Here is a 16443-nt window from a genome sequence, read left to right as displayed (position 1 = left end):
TAATGTTACATATATCGCGCTGGTCACCATGCAAAAGACAGATTTTCCGATTCGGCCCGAGGGGCGCCGCCGCCTCGATCACTTGGGCATCGGGATCGCTGGCCTTTGCGCTTTGCATTGCCTGGCGACAGTGATTGTGGTTTCGGGATTGGGTCTGGGTGGGCATTTTCTGCTGGCACCGGAGATTCACCGCGTCGGACTTGCGCTTGCGTTGATTATCGCTGCAGCGGCGATTGGCTGGGGCGCGCTCAAGCACAGCAATCTTGCGCCTTTCGTCGTGGCAGTGATGGGGCTGACTTTCATGGGCGGGGCATTGGTGGTGCCGCATGGTGACGGCGAACTCACGCTGACCTTTATCGGGGTGACGCTGGTGTCGATTGGCCATTTGCTCAACCTGCGGGCGCGGGCGACACTCTGAACTATCGGCTTTGCGGCCCCAATGAAAACCTTAGGTTGCACCGCAGCGCAGCGGCTCTATTTCAGCCAGCATGACCGACAACAAGAAAATCATTTTGAATGGAGAGCTCAGGATCACTTCGGCTTCGACGATTGCCGATCTCGTCCGCGAACTCGATCTGGACCCGCAAAAGGTTGCGGTGGAAAGCAATGGCGAAATTGTCCCGCGCTCCACGCTTGAGGCTGCGCCATTGGCAGCAGGTGACACGCTGGAAATCGTGCATTTTGTCGGCGGAGGGGACCAAGTGAGTGCGCCGGACGATACATGGAGCGTTGCTGGACGGACTTTTTCATCCCGGCTGATTGTCGGAACGGGCAAATACAAGGATTTTGCGCAGAACGCCGCCGCTGTTGCTGCCAGCGGCGCAGAAATCGTCACGGTTGCTGTGCGCCGCGTTAACGTAAGCGACCCCAAGGCGCCGATGCTCACCGACTATATCGACCCCAAGAAGATCACCTATCTGCCCAACACGGCGGGCTGCTTCACAGGCGAAGACGCCGTGCGGACGCTACGTCTGGCGCGCGAGGCAGGGGGCTGGGATCTGGTCAAGCTCGAAGTGCTGGGCGAAGCGCGCACGCTGTACCCCGACATGCGCGAGACGTTGAAGGCGACCGAGGTGCTGGCCAAAGACGGGTTCCTGCCGATGGTTTATTGCGCCGATGATCCGATCGCCGCCAAACAGCTCGAAGATGCAGGCGCGGTCGCCGTCATGCCACTGGGCGCGCCGATCGGGTCCGGCCTGGGGATTCAGAATCGGGTGATGATCCGGTTGATTGTCGAAGGGGCGAAGGTGCCGGTGCTGGTCGATGCAGGGGTCGGGACCGCCTCAGATGCGGCGGTTGGCATGGAACTGGGCTGCGACGGCATTTTGATGAACACGGCAATTGCCGAGGCGAAGGACCCGGTTCGCATGGCCCGCGCGATGAAACTGGCGGTTGAGGCGGGGCGCGAAGCCTACCTTGCCGGGCGCATGGGGCGGCGCAAATATGCTGATCCCAGCAGCCCGCTTGCCGGGCTGATCTAGAAAACTCCATATCGGGCACAAATCCTGCGCCCATGGTTACTACGTATTAACCAAGATAGCGGACAACCGTCTTCCATTCAGGGAGACGAACGTGACACTTGCCAGCACATCCACCATGTCGATCGGTGAAATGCGCGAATTTGCAGGGCTGGAGCCATGCGAGCAGCGTTATATCAAGCGCAGCCTCGATATTGGCCTCGCACGCTCCGATGCGTTTCGTCTGTGGGGGCGCAATGAAGCGGAAAGCAATGCGATCCGCCGCCAATATGTGGCCTATCAGGACCTAAAATCACTGCGCGGCTTGATCCCTGAGGAAGGGACTATGGGCGAGATCGAGCGGATGCTCGGCAAATTGGTGCGGGTTGCCGCCTTTGATCTGGAACAGGAGAAACTCGTCAGTTTCTCGGCATTCCGGTTTTTGTACGAACGCCTGCTGGGTGCCCAAGCGCGGCCCTATCTTCCGGCTGCCTTTTGCGCCGCTGCGGCTCTGCCTTTGATCCGGCCCGACCACCGCAAGGTGCTGTTGCAAAGCCTGAGCGAAGCCGCCGCCACCGCGCCCGGGTGGTCGATGCGTGAGCCGTGCTTTTATCCCGAATATATCGAGGATGTTGAGGCGGCGTGAGTGAAACTCTTCCAATTGCGTTGGTAGAGCCGAAAGAAGATCTGGCTGACGCACATCAGTGGTTGGCGCGTGTCCTGACCAGCTCTGCCCAAGCAGAACAGGCGATCGGGCATTTGTGCCTGCGGCTTGACCTGCCGATCAAGAATGGCCCGTTGAGCAGTATCGACCAATTGCGTGCCCGACTCGAAAAAAGCGATGCCCGGCGCATCAAGAATTTGATAAAGCGCATTGACCGCTGGCGGAGCCTTCGTCCGCTAAGACACGTGCTCGCGCATTGCACATTGCAGGTTCTTTACGACGAGGACCGCAACCCTTTTATCGTTACGCGGCATTTGCCCCTAGACAGAGAAGATGTGACCCCGGACCGCTTGTGGATCGATGCAGAACGAATGGAACTGCTCCGCGTCACTGCAAATGATGGTCGTTCAATCAGCGATCAGGTGCGAAACATCTTGAGTGACGCAAAGTTACTCGCCGATCTGCAAAAGCCCTAACCCCGATAAAGCCCGTCAATCTTGTCCTTATACCGGTCGCGGATCTTGTGGCGGCGGATGGATTGTTTCGGGGTCAATTCTTCATTGTCGATCGTGAACATCTCATCGGCAAAGGCAAACTGCCGCACTTTCTCGATCACCGACAAATCGGCATTGGTCCGGTCAACCGCTGCGCGCACCGCGTTTTTGAAGGCGGGAAGCTCCTGCAGCGCTTTCAGGTCGAATTTCTCATCATTCGCGCGCGCCCATTCCAGCGCCCATTCGGCCTCGGGCACGATCAGCCCGACGATATAGGGCCGTTTGTCGCCGCTCACCATGGCCTGAGCGATTTCGGGCTGTAATGTCAGCATGCCTTCGATCTTTTGCGGCGCGACATTGTCACCCTTGTCATTGACGATCATGTCTTTTTTGCGGTCGGTGATGACTATCCGCCCCTTGTCATCGAGATGGCCGATATCGCCAGTGTGCAGCCAGCCATCGACAATCGTGCGCGCGGTTTCGGCATCGTTTCGCCAATAACCTTGCATCACCAATTCGCCCCGGCACAGGATTTCGCCGTCCTCTGCAATCTTTAGCTCGACTCCGCGCATCGGCGGGCCGACCGTATCCATCTTGAGCCCCGCCGCGGGGCGATTGCAGCTCATGATCGGTCCGGCCTCGGTCTGGCCGTATCCCTGCAGCATCACCAGACCCATAGCATCGAAGAAATTGCCGACTTCGGGGTTGAGCGGCGCGCCGCCCGACACCATTGCCTTGATGCGCCCCCCGAACTTTGCCCTGATCTTGGGGCGCAGGGTCTTTTCGACGAGGAAATTGATCGGCCGGTCGCGCTTTCTGGCCTTGCCGTCGCGTGATTTCTCGCTGATTTTCAGTGCGCTATCCATCATGAAATTGGCCAGACGGCCCTGTTTCTCGACCTGCTTCATGATCCGCGTGCGCAGCACTTCGAACAGGCGCGGGACCACGACCATGATTGTCGGCCGCACCTCCTCGATATTGGAGGCGAGCTTCTCCAGCCCTTCGGAATAGAAAATCTCGCCGCCCAAAGCGATGGGAAGATACTGCCCGGCGGTGTGCTCATAAGCATGGCTAAGCGGGAGGAAGGACAAGAAACGTTCGTTTTCTACCCCGAAATCATTGATGACGATTTCTCCCGCGCCAGCAATGTTGCAGAGGATTGCGCCGTGGTGCTGTCTTACTCCGCGCGGCGCCCCTCCGGTTCCGCTGGTGTAGATGATGCAGGCGGTGTCGGCCCGGCTGATCGATCCAATTCTCGCAACCACCGAAGCGCGCGCAGCGACCGCGTCCCCTGCGATCAGATCGTCCCAAGCGTGGTATTCTACACTGCTCGCCTGTTTGCGGTGAAGGTCATCAATGCCGATTATATGCTCGGCCAGACCGGTCCGTGCAATTGCGCCGACCAGCGGGGCGAGCAGTTTCTCATTGGCAACGAACACCGCTCGTGCGCCCGAATTGTCGAAAATATGCGCATGATCGCGCTGTGTATTGGTGATGTAGGTTGGCACCGAAATGCATCCTGCCGCCATGATGGCGAGGTCCGCGATACACCATTCAGGGCGGTTCTCAGAGATCAGCGCGACCCGGTCTCCATCGTTCAGTCCGAGATGGCGGAGGCTTTCGGCGAGCAGGCAGACTTGATCAGCGACTTCGCGCCAGCTTTGGGTTAGCCAGGCACCGCCCTGCTTGCGGCCCAGGAATGGCGCATCGCCACCCTCTTCGGCGCGCTTCAGGAACAATTCGACAAGGTTGCGCGCGCTATCGATATCCTGAAGAATCTGGTCATCCGCCGGATTGACCACGGGCGAAATATTGGGGGCGTGCACGGACAAGAGTTCCTCTTCCCGCTCCTTCTGGGCTGCTTTCAGCCTCTACAGAGCTTCAAATGTTATACTCATCGCTTGGAATTAGTGGCTCTGCGTCGCAGCGGCAAGCGTCGCTGATGCTGGGCCTGCTCAATCCTTAAGGAGGATGCTCAATCGTCCGGCGGATTATTCGTATCCCAGCATTGCGGCGACGCGCGGATCTCCGGCCGATTCCCAGCCATCCGGAGTGCGGCGCAAGGCGTTTGCCTTTCCGCGTGGGGAAAGCAGGCGCAGCTCACCGTGGCCCAACGCCTGCAATTCATCGGCCATGGCAGCAACTGAGCTGCCCTCTTCGGTGATAATTGTCGAACCGAACGCCATAATCAGTGGCAGGCCCAATGCCTCCTCTGCGGTCATTCCGAAATCGAGCACTCCGATGATCGAGCGCGCCACCTGAACCGGGATAGTTGGCCCCCCAGCCGCGCCGATTACGAGAATGATTTCGCCGTCCTGATCAAACACGATGGTCGGAGCCATCGAAGACCGGGGGCGTTTGCCGCCCTCGACCCGATTGGCGACAGGAACGCCGTTTATCGCGGGCGAGGAGCTGAAATCGGTGAGCTCATTGTTGAGGTAGAACCCGCCAAAATGCAGCCCCGACCCAAACGCCCCTTCGACCGTGGAGGTGTAGCTGACGGCATTGCCTTCAGCATCGACGATCGAGAAATGGGTGGTTCCGCTTTCTGGTGGTTCGTTGCCGTCAGCGCGCGCCAGCGGCGCGCCCTGCGGAACACCGGGTTCGGCGTTTGCCATCGCGGCACCTGGATCAATCAGCGCGCTGCGCGCTGCGATATAGGCGGGATCGACCAGCCCAGCGACAGGCACTTCGACGAAATCCTGATCGGCAAGGTAAACTTCTCTGTCGGCATAGGCGATGCGCTGCGATTCGAGGAAAAGGTGCCAGAATTGCGGACTTTGAGGGCCCAGTTGAGCAAGGTCAAAGCGCTCCAACTGACCCAGCATTTGCGCAACTGCAACCCCGCCAGAACTTGGTGGACCCATGCCGCAAATTTTGTACACGCGGTAGCGGGTGCAGACCGGATCGCGCTCCTTCGCGGCATAGCTGCGCACATCTGCGGCGGTCATGCGGCCATCGCGCGGCGTTTCTGCCGCGACATAGTCGGCCAGCGCCTCCGCACCGGTTTCATACATTGCCGAAGGGCCCCGCGACGCAATTCGTTCAAAGGTTTCGGCAAGCTCTGGCACCTTTATCAAGGTGCCGACCGGCAGCGGCGCTCCGTCAGCACCGAAGAAAATTGCGCGGGCGGCTTCGGTGTTGCTGGCGCGCTCTGCGGCGCTCGACAGGGAATCGTTGAGGCGGCGGTTCATCAAAAAACCGTCGCGAGCCAGCGCGATAGCGGGCGCAAACAAATCCGCCCAAGGGACCTTCCCGTAACGCTCATGCGCCTGCGCAGCCAAAGCGATATTGCCGGGTATGCCCACGCTAAGCCCGGATATCACGCGCTCTGTATAGGGGAGCGGTTCGCCGTCTTCATCCAGAAAGCGCGCGCCGGTTGCGGCTGCCGGTGCCGTTTCGCGTCCATCGAAGGTGACAACGCCGTCGTCTCCGGCGAGGACCATGAACCCGCCGCCGCCGATGCCGGAACTTTGCGGTTCGACCACCGTCAGCGCAAGCATCACCGCAATCGCGGCGTCGGTTGCAGATCCACCTTGAGCAAGGATTGCTTCACCTGCTGCGGTTGCACGCGGATCAGCGGTGCTGACCGCGCCTTGCGAGGCAACGGGCGCAGGTTCGCTGACCGCAACGGGTGGCGCATTATATCCGGCACAACCTGAGACAAGGAGAGCGAAAGGTGCGAGCAAAGCATATGGTCTGAACATAACCGGGCGTGCTATTCGCTTCCAACCGCCTCTGCAATGCTGGCATAGCCATCACGCCGCATTAATCGTTCCAAGCCATCGGCGATTCGCGCACCCAGGCCCGGCCCATGATAGACCATTGCAGAATACAACTGGATCAGACTGGCACCGGCGCGAATGCGCTCCCACGCATGATCCGCGCTGGCGATGCCGCCAACCCCGATGAGCGGGATTGCGCCGCCTGTCGCCTTGCGGAAATCGCGCAGTCGCTCAAGCGCCAACGATCGCAACGGGGCGCCTGACAGCCCGCCCGCCTCTCCGGAATGGTGCGAAGAAAGCTGCGGGCGTGATACGGTGGTGTTGGACACAATCAGCGCATCGAGGCCCTTGTCCAGTGCAATCCGCGCTATCGCATCAATATCCGCGGGCTCAAGGTCGGGCGCGACTTTGAGAAAAATGGGCGGAAGTTCAGTGCCCCCTGCCGCTGCGCGCGCTTCGATCACTGCGTCGATCAACCCGGTCAGCGCTGCCTCATCCTGCAAGGCGCGCAGCCCAGGTGTGTTGGGGCTGGAAATGTTGACGGCAAGATAGCTTGCCAGCGGGGTCATCATCCGCGCCATTTTCGCATAGTCTGCGACGCGATCATCGGAATCCTTGTTCGCGCCGATGTTGATCCCGACGATCCCCGGCCTGCCTTGTCTCGCGTTTAGCCGTTCCAGTGCCGCCTGTGCCCCGGCGTTGTTGAACCCCATGCGATTGATAACAGCTTTGTCCTCTACCAGCCGGAACAGCCGGGGTTTGGGGTTTCCCGCCTGCGGCAAAGGTGTGATTGAGCCAACCTCGGTAAAGCCAAAGCCAAGGCCGAGCAGGGCGTCGGGAACCTCAGCGTCTTTGTCGAATCCCGCGGCAACGCCCACCGGATTGGGAAAGTCGAGCCCGGCGATCTTGATTGCGAGTCGACCGGGCTGCGCCAGCGAAGAACGCGCACCTCTTGTCGGGAGAGCCTTTAGCGTTGTGATGGCCAAGCGGTGACCAGTTTCCGAATCGAGCGTAAAGATCGCTGGCCGGACGAAGTCGAATAATCTGGGGCGGAAGGGCATCGGTTGGGCCTAAGCAACAAAACTGGGCCTAAGCAACAAAACAGCGATTATGTCGAAAGGATCCTCGCGCGCCATCCCGCTAGGGGCGAAGCGCGCAGTGCCAATTTCGGCCACAAGAATATGACAATTCCCGTTAGCCTGCCCCATTTCAAGAGCTTGTCGTTTGCATACAATTCTTTGCGAATGCCTCACGCTAGGCATTCTTTGCGACCCGAAGGGCTCGGAGCAGCAATGCGAAGAGTTCCTCAACTCAAATGGGCGGCCATTAACCGTGGCCGCCCTTTTTTTGTGTCAAATCAGCCTCAGCCGCGTTACATGCACGACAGCGGGGCGCACAAAATGGTTGATTTCCAAGACTCGATCAGAGCTGAAAACGGCATGGATACCGCGGAGCCGGGGCTTGAGCTTACCGCAAGCTCGCTAATCCAAGTCGATTATTTCGCGCCGCCTGCCGCGGTTAGTGACTTTGTCACGACATTGTATCATTTCCGCTGCGACGAACGGAAATTCCGCGATGTTCAACCATCATCGGTCGGACACCTTGCGCTGTTTCCCTATGGCAAAGGCGAAATGCACTTTCGCGCCGGTCACCGCGATCCGAATCATGAAGTTGCGCTGATGACGCCGCTTTCGACCGCCAATCCGATATTTGTCGACGGCCCATTTCATGCGATTGGCGCGGCGCTGACACCGCTTGGATGGGCGGCGCTGACGGGCCTCCATGCCGGAGAGCACCGCGATCGATTGCGCGCCGCCAGCGAAGTGCTGGGCGATGAAATTGCAGTGCGGGGCAGCGAGCTCAATGCAAAATACCGCGCGGGCGAGATGACCGGGCATGAATGCGCGCTTGCCCTTGGCGATTATATCGGCGGCAAGGTCAAACCGATCAATTCCCGCCATGCCGAGCTTATCAAAGTTGTGAACACCTGGCTTGGCTCTGCGCTTAACCCCGATCTCAGAGATCTGCTGGCAAGGGCCGCCTATTCGGAGCGGCAGGTTCAGCGCCTGACCGAGCGATATTTCGGTCTTTCGCCGCAAGCGCTGGCGCGCAAATATCGCGCGCTGAGAGCGGCGGCGCTGCTGTCCTTCCCGAAATTGACCCCGGAATTCGAAGCCGAACTGGGGGAGGCGTTCTTTGATCAATCGCATATGATCAGAGAGATAAACCGCTTTGTCGGACGCACGCCCGCGCGTCTAAAAGACCCTGACAGTCCGTATCTGACAGAAATGATTGCACCCAAGAATTTGCGCGAGCTGGGTTCCTGACGGATGGCTTGGGGCACCAATCCCGCCCAGTGACGTTGTCGCAACAAAAAATTGAACGAGGAGAGAATCCATGCGTCGCCTTCAAGCTACCAGCAACCACCTGATCTTCGTATCTATATCGGCATTGGCACTTGCAGGTTGCAACATGGCGCAAACTCCGCTTGCCACATCTGCCCCGCCTGCGCCCGAGCCTGTTCCAACGTTCGCTGAAACAGCACCCGAGTCGCAGACGACGCTTGCGGAACTGTTCGAAGATTATGATGGTGCGGCGCTGGCGCTGTCTCCTGAAAGCAAATCCTATCGCGGGATACGCGATGCTGATTACGGTCGCTGGGATGAGGTTTCGGATGAGGCCGACGAAGCCGCATTTCGCCTGTTGCAGGACACTTCTTTGGCAATGCAGCAAGGATTTGAACTCAGCGAATTGTCAGAACAGGACGCATTGTCCTATCGCCTGTTCGAAATGCTTGCTGAGCGCCGCGCCTCGCTCCAGCCGTTCCGGGAATATGAATTCCTGTTCGATCACCGCCGCGGCGCGCACACTGGCATTCCGGCATTTCTGATCAACATCCACCGCGTCAGCAGCCTTGAAGATGCCGAAGCCTATGTCGCGCGCATCGAAAGAATAGGTCCGCAAGTCGATGCGTTGATCGCAGAATCGCGCGAGCGTGCGGAGCGCGGGGTGATGCCGCCGCTTTGGGTTTACCCTTATGTCATCGCCGATATCGAAGAGCTGATCGCAGCGGGCGACAACAATGCGGTTCTGGAAGATTTCGACAAGAAACTCGCGCCGCTAACCCCGGATCTGCGCGACGGCATGGAATCTGCGCCAAGTGTAACAATTGCGCTTGCTGAAATGGCGAAGTCCTCGTGGAACTCCTCAGCGCTGCCTGCCTATCGCCGGCTGCTCGCTGAAATGCGCCGCCAGCAATCGGTCGCGCCGACCGACGACGGTATCTGGCGTTTGCCGCGCGGAGATGAATATTACGCCGCGCTGCTCGGCAGTTACACCACCACCGACCTTTCTGCCGATGAGATTCACAATATTGGCCTGCGCGAAGTGGACCGCATTCACGGCGAGATGCGCGCAATCATGGCGCAGGTCGGATTTGAGGGGAGCCTGCAGGAATTCTTTGAATTCACCCGTAGCGATGAACGTTTCTACTACACAACGCGCGAAGAATATCTGGCCGATGCGCAAGCGCGGATCGACGCGCTGGGCGAGAGGCTGCCCGAATGGTTCGGCGTGCTGCCAACCGACCCTCTGGTGATCAAACCCGTGGAGGCATTCCGCGAGAAAAGCGGCGGCAAGGCGTTTTATCAAAGCCCTGCGCCGGATGGTTCGCGCCCCGGCACATATTACGTCAACCTCTACAATCTGCGCGACATGTCGAAGAATGAGCTAGAGGCGCTGGCTTATCACGAAGGGTTGCCGGGCCATCACCTGCAGCGGTCAATCCAGACCCAGCTTGGCGATTTGCCCGCGTTTCGCAGGTTCGGCGGGGTCACCGCCTATTCCGAAGGCTGGGGTCTGTATTCCGAGGAACTCGGCAAGGACATGGGATTTTACACCGATCCCTATTCCGATTTCGGGCGACTTGGGATGGAATTGTGGCGCGCTTGCCGATTGGTGGTGGACACCGGCATCCATTCCAAACGCTGGACTCGCGAAGAGGCCATCCAGTACCTGACTGACAACACGCCCAATCCGCAAGGCGACATCGTCAAGGCGATCGAGCGGTATATCACGACGCCGGGTCAGGCCACGGCCTATATGATCGGCAAGCTCAAGATCATGGAGCTGCGCGAAGGCGCCCGCGACGAATTGGGCGACCAATTCGACATTCGCGGCTTTCATGACACCATCCTGAAGAGTGGACCGGTTCCCTTGTCGATCATGGAAGAAAATGTCGACAAATGGGTGGCTGAAGTGCGGGCCAGTTCTGATGGAGGGCCGGAGAGCGGCGGCGACTGATGGATTCTGGTGCGTCTCCACCTTTCAAATTTGAGTTTGTAGCACCGCCCGACGATTTGAAGAGTCGGGTGAACACCTTCTTTGTCGTCCACACGGACGCGGGCCGGATTGATGAGGTTATGCCTGCCTATTCCGCGCAGTTGTTCATCTTCCTGCGCGGAACCGGGGCCATGCAATATGCCGATGGCAAGAAAGCATTAGCCGCGCCCGCTTTCTTCAATGCACCGCTGCTGCGGGCGGCACCCTTTTCGCTGGAAGGGCCGGTTTGCTGTGCGGGTGTGTCCCTGACGCCGCTGGGGTGGGCATCATGGACCAATCTGCCGGCTGACCAAACCCACGACCGCATCGTTGCCGCGCAGGAGGCACTTGCTCCGGAAGCCGCAGTCAGGCTTTTGGCTCTAGCTGCAACCGATCCGGGGGATGTGCTTACGGTTTTCGATTCTGTCGCTGATCTCATGCGGGAAACCTGCCGCGATATCAGGCCCGCCCATGAGGCGATGATCGCTGAAACGACCGCATGGCTAGCAAGTGCATTCAACCCGGAGATTGATGATCTTTATCAGCGCCTGCCGATGTCGCAGCGTCAGGCGCAGCGTCTGTGCAGGCGGTTTTTCGGCGCCCCGCCCCTGCAGCTCTTGAAGAGATTCCGCGCAGTGCGGGCCGCCGCTTTGCTTTCGCAAAAGAATTTGCCCGACGCGGCGCGCGATGAAGTCATGGCGGCCTATTTCGATCAGGCCCATCTGATCCGCGACCTGCGGCGTTACACCGGGCGCACTCCGCGCCTGTTACAGGACGGCCCGCTGGTTGCGGGCACGCTCGATCCGGCTGGGCATGGCCCGGCTGCGACCGCGCTCAGGGAGTGGCTTGCCCCTGAATAGTCGCGAACGACTCGCATCTGCTGGATTTCCGTTGAATTGCGGGCGGATGGACCCTAGGTCTTAATAAGATTGAATTGGTCCGATTTATTATGCGTCTCTCCAACCTTGCCGATTATGCTGTCATCACGATGTGTCAGGCTGCTGCCCATTGCGGCAATGGCCGGGTCAGCGCGGCCGAACTGGCGAGCGAAACGGGTCTGCCGGTGCCGACGGTGCAGCGCCTCGTATCAAGGCTGACGGCTGCGGGACTGCTGCGATCCTTGCGCGGGGCGGGAGGCGGATTGCAGCTTGGCCGCCCGGCGGCGGCGATCACCATTGCCGATATTGTTGAGGCGGTCGAAGGCCCCATCGCCCTTACTGCCTGCATCGAAGAAGGCGCGTGTGACCACGAAATCGGCTGCACGATGAAACCGCACTGGCCGATTATCAATCAAAAGCTGCGGGCGGCATTGGCAGAGATCACCCTTGATCAGCTGCGCCATAACGCCCCTGCTCCCCCTCCCATTCCAGTCAAAGAGCATGCGGCATGACCGATAATCTCGACCTCAAGACTCCAGAAACCGATCAGGACGCCAGGGATGCGGCCGCTGCGGCGGCGGACTATGAGCACGGCTGGTCCTCCGATATTGAAACCGAATTCGCGGAAAAAGGGCTGAACGAGGACACCGTCCGCTTCATTTCCGGCAAGAAGGGCGAACCGGAATGGATGCTCGACTGGAGGCTGAAGGCGTTCCGCCTGTGGCAGACCATGGAAGAGCCCGATTGGGCCAAGGTCGGCTATCCGAAGATCGATTACCAGAACGCCTATTATTACGCTGCGCCCAAGAAGAAGATTGAACTCGATTCGCTCGATGAGCTCGATCCCGAGATCAAGCGGATCTACGACAAGCTCGGCATTCCCTTGGGCGAGCAGGAAGTGCTCGCCGGGGTGAAGGGCGCAAAGAAAGTTGCGGTGGATGCGGTGTTCGACAGCGTCAGCGTCGCCACCAGCTTCCGCGAGGAATTGAAGCGTGCAGGCGTGATCTTCCTCTCGATATCCGAGGCGATCCGCGAATATCCTGACCTCGTAAAGACGTGGCTGGGCCGCGTCGTGCCGGTGCGCGACAATTACTTTGCGGCGCTCAATTGCGCGGTCTTTTCGGACGGCACGTTTGTGTATGTGCCCGAAGGCGTGCGCTGCCCGATGGAGCTTTCCACCTATTTCCGCATCAATGCCGAAAACACCGGGCAGTTTGAACGCACGCTGATCATCGCCGAAAAGGGCAGCTATGTCAGCTATCTCGAAGGTTGCACCGCCCCGATGCGCGACGAAAATCAGCTCCACGCCGCCGTGGTGGAACTGGTCGCGATGGACGATGCGGAAATCAAATATTCGACCGTGCAGAATTGGTATCCCGGCAATGCAGAAGGCAAGGGAGGGATCTACAATTTCGTCACCAAGCGCGCGCTGTGTCAGGGGGATCGTTCAAAGGTCTCATGGACGCAGGTCGAAACCGGCTCTGCGGTGACGTGGAAATACCCCTCCTGCGTCCTCAATGGCGAAGACAGTGTGGGCGAGTTCTACTCGGTCGCGGTCACCAACAATTTCCAGCAGGCCGACACCGGCACCAAGATGATCCACAACGGCAAGAACAGCCGCTCGACGATCATCTCCAAGGGCATTTCGGCGGGCAAATCGTCGAACACCTATCGCGGCCTCGTCCGCGTCGGGCCGACCGCCAGCGGCGTGCGCAACTTCACCCAGTGCGACAGCCTGCTGCTCGGCGATCAATGCGGCGCGCACACCGTGCCCTATATCGAGGTCAAGAACCCCAGCGCGCAGATCGAGCACGAGGCGACCACGTCAAAGATCAGCGACGAACAGCTGTTCTACGCGATGCAGCGCGGGCTGGACGAGGAAGAGGCGGTGGCGCTGATCGTCAACGGCTTTGCCAAGGATGTGCTGAAAGAGCTGCCGATGGAGTTTGCGGTCGAAGCGCAAAAGCTGCTGGCGATTTCGCTTGAGGGGAGCGTGGGGTGATGTCTGACGAATGGATTATGTCAAAGGAAGAAGCTCGATCTGATGCCGAGGAACTCGGTGTGCTTGAACGAGCGATAATTCTGAAAGCGAATGAGCATCGCGGCACCTACTTGCGCATAGTCACCAACACGGAATGGCCGACACCGGAAGCCAAATTGGCTGCTCGCAACCTTGCAAACATGCAGCTCGTGAACATTCGACAAAGCCGGTTGGGCGGCAAATTCAATGATAATGTTGTGACGCTGACAAAACATGGATCGAAGGTTCAATCCGTCCTTCGCATTATGGACGAGGTAAAATGACTGACCGCAAAACCCTCGCCCTCAACCCCGAGGCCGCCACCGCCGAAGCCCCCACCCTCAACAAAAAGGGCCGCGGGTGGAAGATATCCGATGCTCGCCTCGACGAACTTCACGACCGGGCGCGAGAGATGAAGCGTTTTGCTTCGCCCGCGCACAAGGCGCTCGCTGAGAAATTCGCGACTGCGAACCTTGGGCGCTACACTTTCAAGCGCTTTGCTGTGGTCGGCTCCGCCATCGTCGATTTCAACTGCCACAATCTCGGGATGGCGATCATGATCGACGAGGAAGGCCAGGACGAAGCGCTGGCCAAGCGCCGCGACAAGAGCCTTGAAAGCGTCGGCATCCGGGTGATGCGGATCAAGGCCGCGCATATCCTTGAGAATATGGACGGCGTGCTTGATCGCATCACGCTCGGCATGCGGATGCGGATCGACGACAAACGCCACCGGCGCAGCGAACACCGTGAAACCTACGAATCCAATGGCAAATCCACTGACAGATCAAATCGGGACCGAAGCGAATGAACAGCCTCCTATCATTGATTGCCTCCATGATGATGTTGCAAGGCGTCGGGCAGGCGCCCGTAGCCATCGAGAACGATGCGCCCGAAACGTGGACGCTGGAATATCCGCGCATCATCCAGCCGTTTGTCGAGGATTATCGCCGCTGCCTGACCGGGCAGATGCGCCGCGTGCGCGGTGAGGCTGACTTTGAGGCGCAGCACCGCTCGGACGTGCCGCGCTGCGAGGACGCCGCGACTGAGGCGCAGGCCGCCGCCGCCGCCGCGCTCGCCCAGCGCAGCGAATATGCCGATTATGGCACCAATGACGTGCGCGAAATCTTTGAACACATTGGCCGTATCCACATCGCGCGCGGTGCCGATCTCGATCAACAATTCACCTATCTGATGCGCACGGCGCAGGCGGCGCAGGACACTTATGAGGCGGAACGGCCCAAGGGCCTCGTGCTCGAATTGCGCGACGCTTCGGTCGTGAAGGCGCGCACCGATGCGACCGCCGCCGCCGATGCCGCCGCCGCAGCAGCACAGCAAAGCAAGGGAGCCATCGGTGCTAACAATTGAGAATCTCCACGCCGAAGTTGACGGAGCAAACGGCAGGACGGCCATTCTGAAAGGGCTGAGCCTGGAAATCGCTGCGGGCGAGATTCACGCGATTATGGGGCCAAACGGGGCCGGGAAATCGACGCTCGCCCATGTGCTCGGCGGGAAACCCGGCTATCACGTGACCGGCGGCAGTGTGACCTTTCGGGGGCAGAACCTGTTCGACCTCGATCCGCATGAACGCGCGGCCACCGGGCTATTCCTCGGTTTTCAATATCCGGTTGAGATACCCGGCGTCTCCAACGTCCAGTTTCTGCGCGAGGCGGCCAATTCGCAGCGCAAATATCGCGGCGAGGAACCGCTTTCGGGCGGGGAATTCCTGAAACTGGCGAAGGAAAAGGCCGCGCTGCTGAAAATGGACGTGGAAATGCTCAAACGGCAGGTCAATGTCGGCTTTTCCGGTGGCGAGAAAAAGCGCGCCGAGATGGTGCAGATGGGCATTCTCGATCCGGCCTTTGCGGTTCTGGACGAGACCGACAGCGGGCTTGATATCGATGCGCTGCGGGTAGTCGGCGACGGTATCAATGCAATCATGCGCCAAAAGGACGGGGCCCCGGACAAGGCGGTGCTGCTGATCACGCATTATCAACGCCTGCTCGAAGTGGTGAAACCCGACAAGGTCAGCGTGCTTGCCGGAGGCCGGATTGTTCAGACCGGCGGACCGGAACTGGCGCTGCGGCTCGAAGCAGAAGGCTACGACGCGGTGATGGCCGATGCCTGAAGCGGCAACCTTGCCAACCCGCCGCGAAGAGGCGTGGCGCTATGCCGACATGGGCGCACTGGCGCGGCTCGGCGTGGGCGCCATTGACCAATGGCAAGAGATTACGCTGGGCACGGGTGAGACGCACCGCGAATGTATGGTGGTCGGCGGCAATCAGCCCGAACTGCGCCGCATCCGCCTGACATTGGGGGACGGCGCGCGCGCGGAACTGTTCGTGACCAATGCCGGGCAGGACTACACCCGGGTTGAGGCTGAGGTAACGCTTGGCAGAGGCGCACATTTTGAATTTGGCGGGGTCACGATTGGCGGTGGCGATGCGGTGCGCGAATTCGTCACCAAGGTTGTCCACGCTCAGCCCGAAGCCACCAGCAATCAGACCGTCCGGGCGGTCCACTGGGACACTGGGACCGGCAATTTCCTAGGCGAAATCAAGGTCGCGCGGCACGCACAGAAGACCGACGCCGCACAGGATTTCAAAGGTTTGCTGCTCGAAGCCGGGGCCAGCGCCAACGCCGTGCCGCAGCTCGAAATCTTCGCAGACGATGTGAAATGCGCGCATGGCGCAACCGTCGGCCAACTCGATGAGGCGGCGCGCTATTATATGGCGGCGCGCGGGCTTTCTCCTGAAACTGTGCAGCGCCTGTTGGTGCAAGCCTTTATCGGAGATGCGTTCGTTGGTCTGGAAGACGAAGCCCGCCGGGAAGAATTGTTGAGCGCGGCGCTGCAAGCGCTGGAAGGGGCCTCTCTGTGAACGCTCCCA

At 59.6% G+C, this 16443-nt stretch carries 17 protein-coding genes; 14 read left to right on the top strand and 3 right to left on the bottom strand.

Annotated elements, in window-relative coordinates; genetic code table 11:
- Positions 1–28 precede the first annotated feature (28 nt).
- From ACM64M_RS00895 to ACM64M_RS00880, 4 genes are all read left to right on the top strand, one after another.
- Positions 29–418, top strand: a complete 390-nt coding sequence (locus ACM64M_RS00895) for a MerC domain-containing protein (RefSeq protein WP_416226757.1) — start codon at positions 29–31, stop codon at positions 416–418.
- Between the two features lie 70 nt (positions 419–488).
- Positions 489–1481 (top strand): sulfur carrier protein ThiS, encoded by a 993-nt coding sequence (gene thiS / locus ACM64M_RS00890; RefSeq protein WP_416226756.1) that lies wholly within the window; start codon positions 489–491, stop codon positions 1479–1481.
- Positions 1482–1596: 115 nt separating this feature from the next.
- Positions 1597–2103: a hypothetical protein gene (locus ACM64M_RS00885; protein ID WP_416227332.1), complete on the top strand. Its 507-nt coding sequence runs from the start codon at positions 1597–1599 to the stop codon at positions 2101–2103.
- Complete coding sequence (locus ACM64M_RS00880) at positions 2100–2597, top strand: hypothetical protein (protein WP_416226755.1); 498 nt, start codon at positions 2100–2102, stop codon at positions 2595–2597. The genes ACM64M_RS00885 and ACM64M_RS00880 overlap by 4 nt, the downstream gene beginning before the upstream one ends.
- On the opposite strand, the gene ACM64M_RS00875 is transcribed toward ACM64M_RS00880, so the two are convergent.
- From ACM64M_RS00875 to ACM64M_RS00865, 3 genes are all read right to left on the bottom strand, one after another.
- On the bottom strand, positions 2594–4441 hold the full coding sequence (locus tag ACM64M_RS00875) for an AMP-dependent synthetase/ligase (RefSeq protein ID WP_416226754.1): 1848 nt from the start codon (positions 4439–4441) through the stop codon (positions 2594–2596). The genes ACM64M_RS00880 and ACM64M_RS00875 overlap by 4 nt on opposite strands.
- Before the next feature lie 165 nt (positions 4442–4606).
- Positions 4607–6322, bottom strand: coding sequence for a gamma-glutamyltransferase (gene ggt, locus ACM64M_RS00870; protein WP_416226753.1), 1716 nt, complete (start codon positions 6320–6322; stop codon positions 4607–4609).
- Positions 6323–6333: 11 nt separating this feature from the next.
- Complete coding sequence (locus ACM64M_RS00865) at positions 6334–7401, bottom strand: quinone-dependent dihydroorotate dehydrogenase (protein ID WP_416226752.1); 1068 nt, start codon at positions 7399–7401, stop codon at positions 6334–6336.
- A gap of 339 nt (positions 7402–7740) precedes the next feature.
- Between ACM64M_RS00865 and ACM64M_RS00860 the strand changes: the two genes are divergently transcribed.
- The 10 genes from ACM64M_RS00860 to ACM64M_RS00815 all read left to right on the top strand — a co-directional run bounded on the left by ACM64M_RS00860 (position 7741) and on the right by ACM64M_RS00815 (position 16434).
- On the top strand, positions 7741–8667 hold the full coding sequence (locus ACM64M_RS00860) for a helix-turn-helix domain-containing protein (protein ID WP_416226751.1): 927 nt from the start codon (positions 7741–7743) through the stop codon (positions 8665–8667).
- Between the two features lie 70 nt (positions 8668–8737).
- Positions 8738–10642 (top strand): DUF885 domain-containing protein, encoded by a 1905-nt coding sequence (locus tag ACM64M_RS00855; RefSeq protein WP_416226750.1) that lies wholly within the window; start codon positions 8738–8740, stop codon positions 10640–10642.
- Positions 10643–10710: 68 nt separating this feature from the next.
- Positions 10711–11520: a helix-turn-helix domain-containing protein gene (locus ACM64M_RS00850; RefSeq protein WP_416226749.1), complete on the top strand. Its 810-nt coding sequence runs from the start codon at positions 10711–10713 to the stop codon at positions 11518–11520.
- Positions 11521–11609: 89 nt separating this feature from the next.
- Entirely contained in the window at positions 11610–12050 is a 441-nt protein-coding gene (locus tag ACM64M_RS00845; RefSeq protein ID WP_416226748.1) for an SUF system Fe-S cluster assembly regulator, read from the top strand.
- The gene (gene sufB / locus ACM64M_RS00840; RefSeq protein WP_416226747.1) at positions 12047–13540 is read left to right on the top strand and encodes a Fe-S cluster assembly protein SufB; all 1494 of its coding nucleotides are present in this window, start codon (positions 12047–12049) and stop codon (positions 13538–13540) included. Before ACM64M_RS00845 ends, sufB begins: the two co-directional genes overlap by 4 nt.
- Positions 13540–13842: a hypothetical protein gene (locus ACM64M_RS00835; protein WP_416226746.1), complete on the top strand. Its 303-nt coding sequence runs from the start codon at positions 13540–13542 to the stop codon at positions 13840–13842. The genes sufB and ACM64M_RS00835 overlap by 1 nt, the downstream gene beginning before the upstream one ends.
- Complete coding sequence (locus tag ACM64M_RS00830; protein ID WP_416226745.1) at positions 13839–14366, top strand: endonuclease domain-containing protein; 528 nt, start codon at positions 13839–13841, stop codon at positions 14364–14366. Before ACM64M_RS00835 ends, ACM64M_RS00830 begins: the two co-directional genes overlap by 4 nt.
- Positions 14363–14923 (top strand): hypothetical protein, encoded by a 561-nt coding sequence (locus ACM64M_RS00825; RefSeq protein WP_416226744.1) that lies wholly within the window; start codon positions 14363–14365, stop codon positions 14921–14923. Before ACM64M_RS00830 ends, ACM64M_RS00825 begins: the two co-directional genes overlap by 4 nt.
- Complete coding sequence (sufC, locus tag ACM64M_RS00820) at positions 14910–15683, top strand: Fe-S cluster assembly ATPase SufC (protein ID WP_416226743.1); 774 nt, start codon at positions 14910–14912, stop codon at positions 15681–15683. Before ACM64M_RS00825 ends, sufC begins: the two co-directional genes overlap by 14 nt.
- Positions 15676–16434 carry a SufD family Fe-S cluster assembly protein gene (locus tag ACM64M_RS00815; protein WP_416226742.1) on the top strand — a complete coding sequence of 253 codons (759 nt, stop codon included), beginning with the start codon at positions 15676–15678 and terminating at the stop codon, positions 16432–16434. Before sufC ends, ACM64M_RS00815 begins: the two co-directional genes overlap by 8 nt.
- The last annotated feature ends 9 nt before the right edge of the window (positions 16435–16443 follow it).

Source organism: Qipengyuania sp. ASV99, from assembly GCF_047872805.1.
GTDB lineage: Bacteria > Pseudomonadota > Alphaproteobacteria > Sphingomonadales > Sphingomonadaceae > Erythrobacter.
Note: the sequence above shows the minus strand (reverse complement) of the source record. Positions and strands in the feature narration are given on the sequence as shown.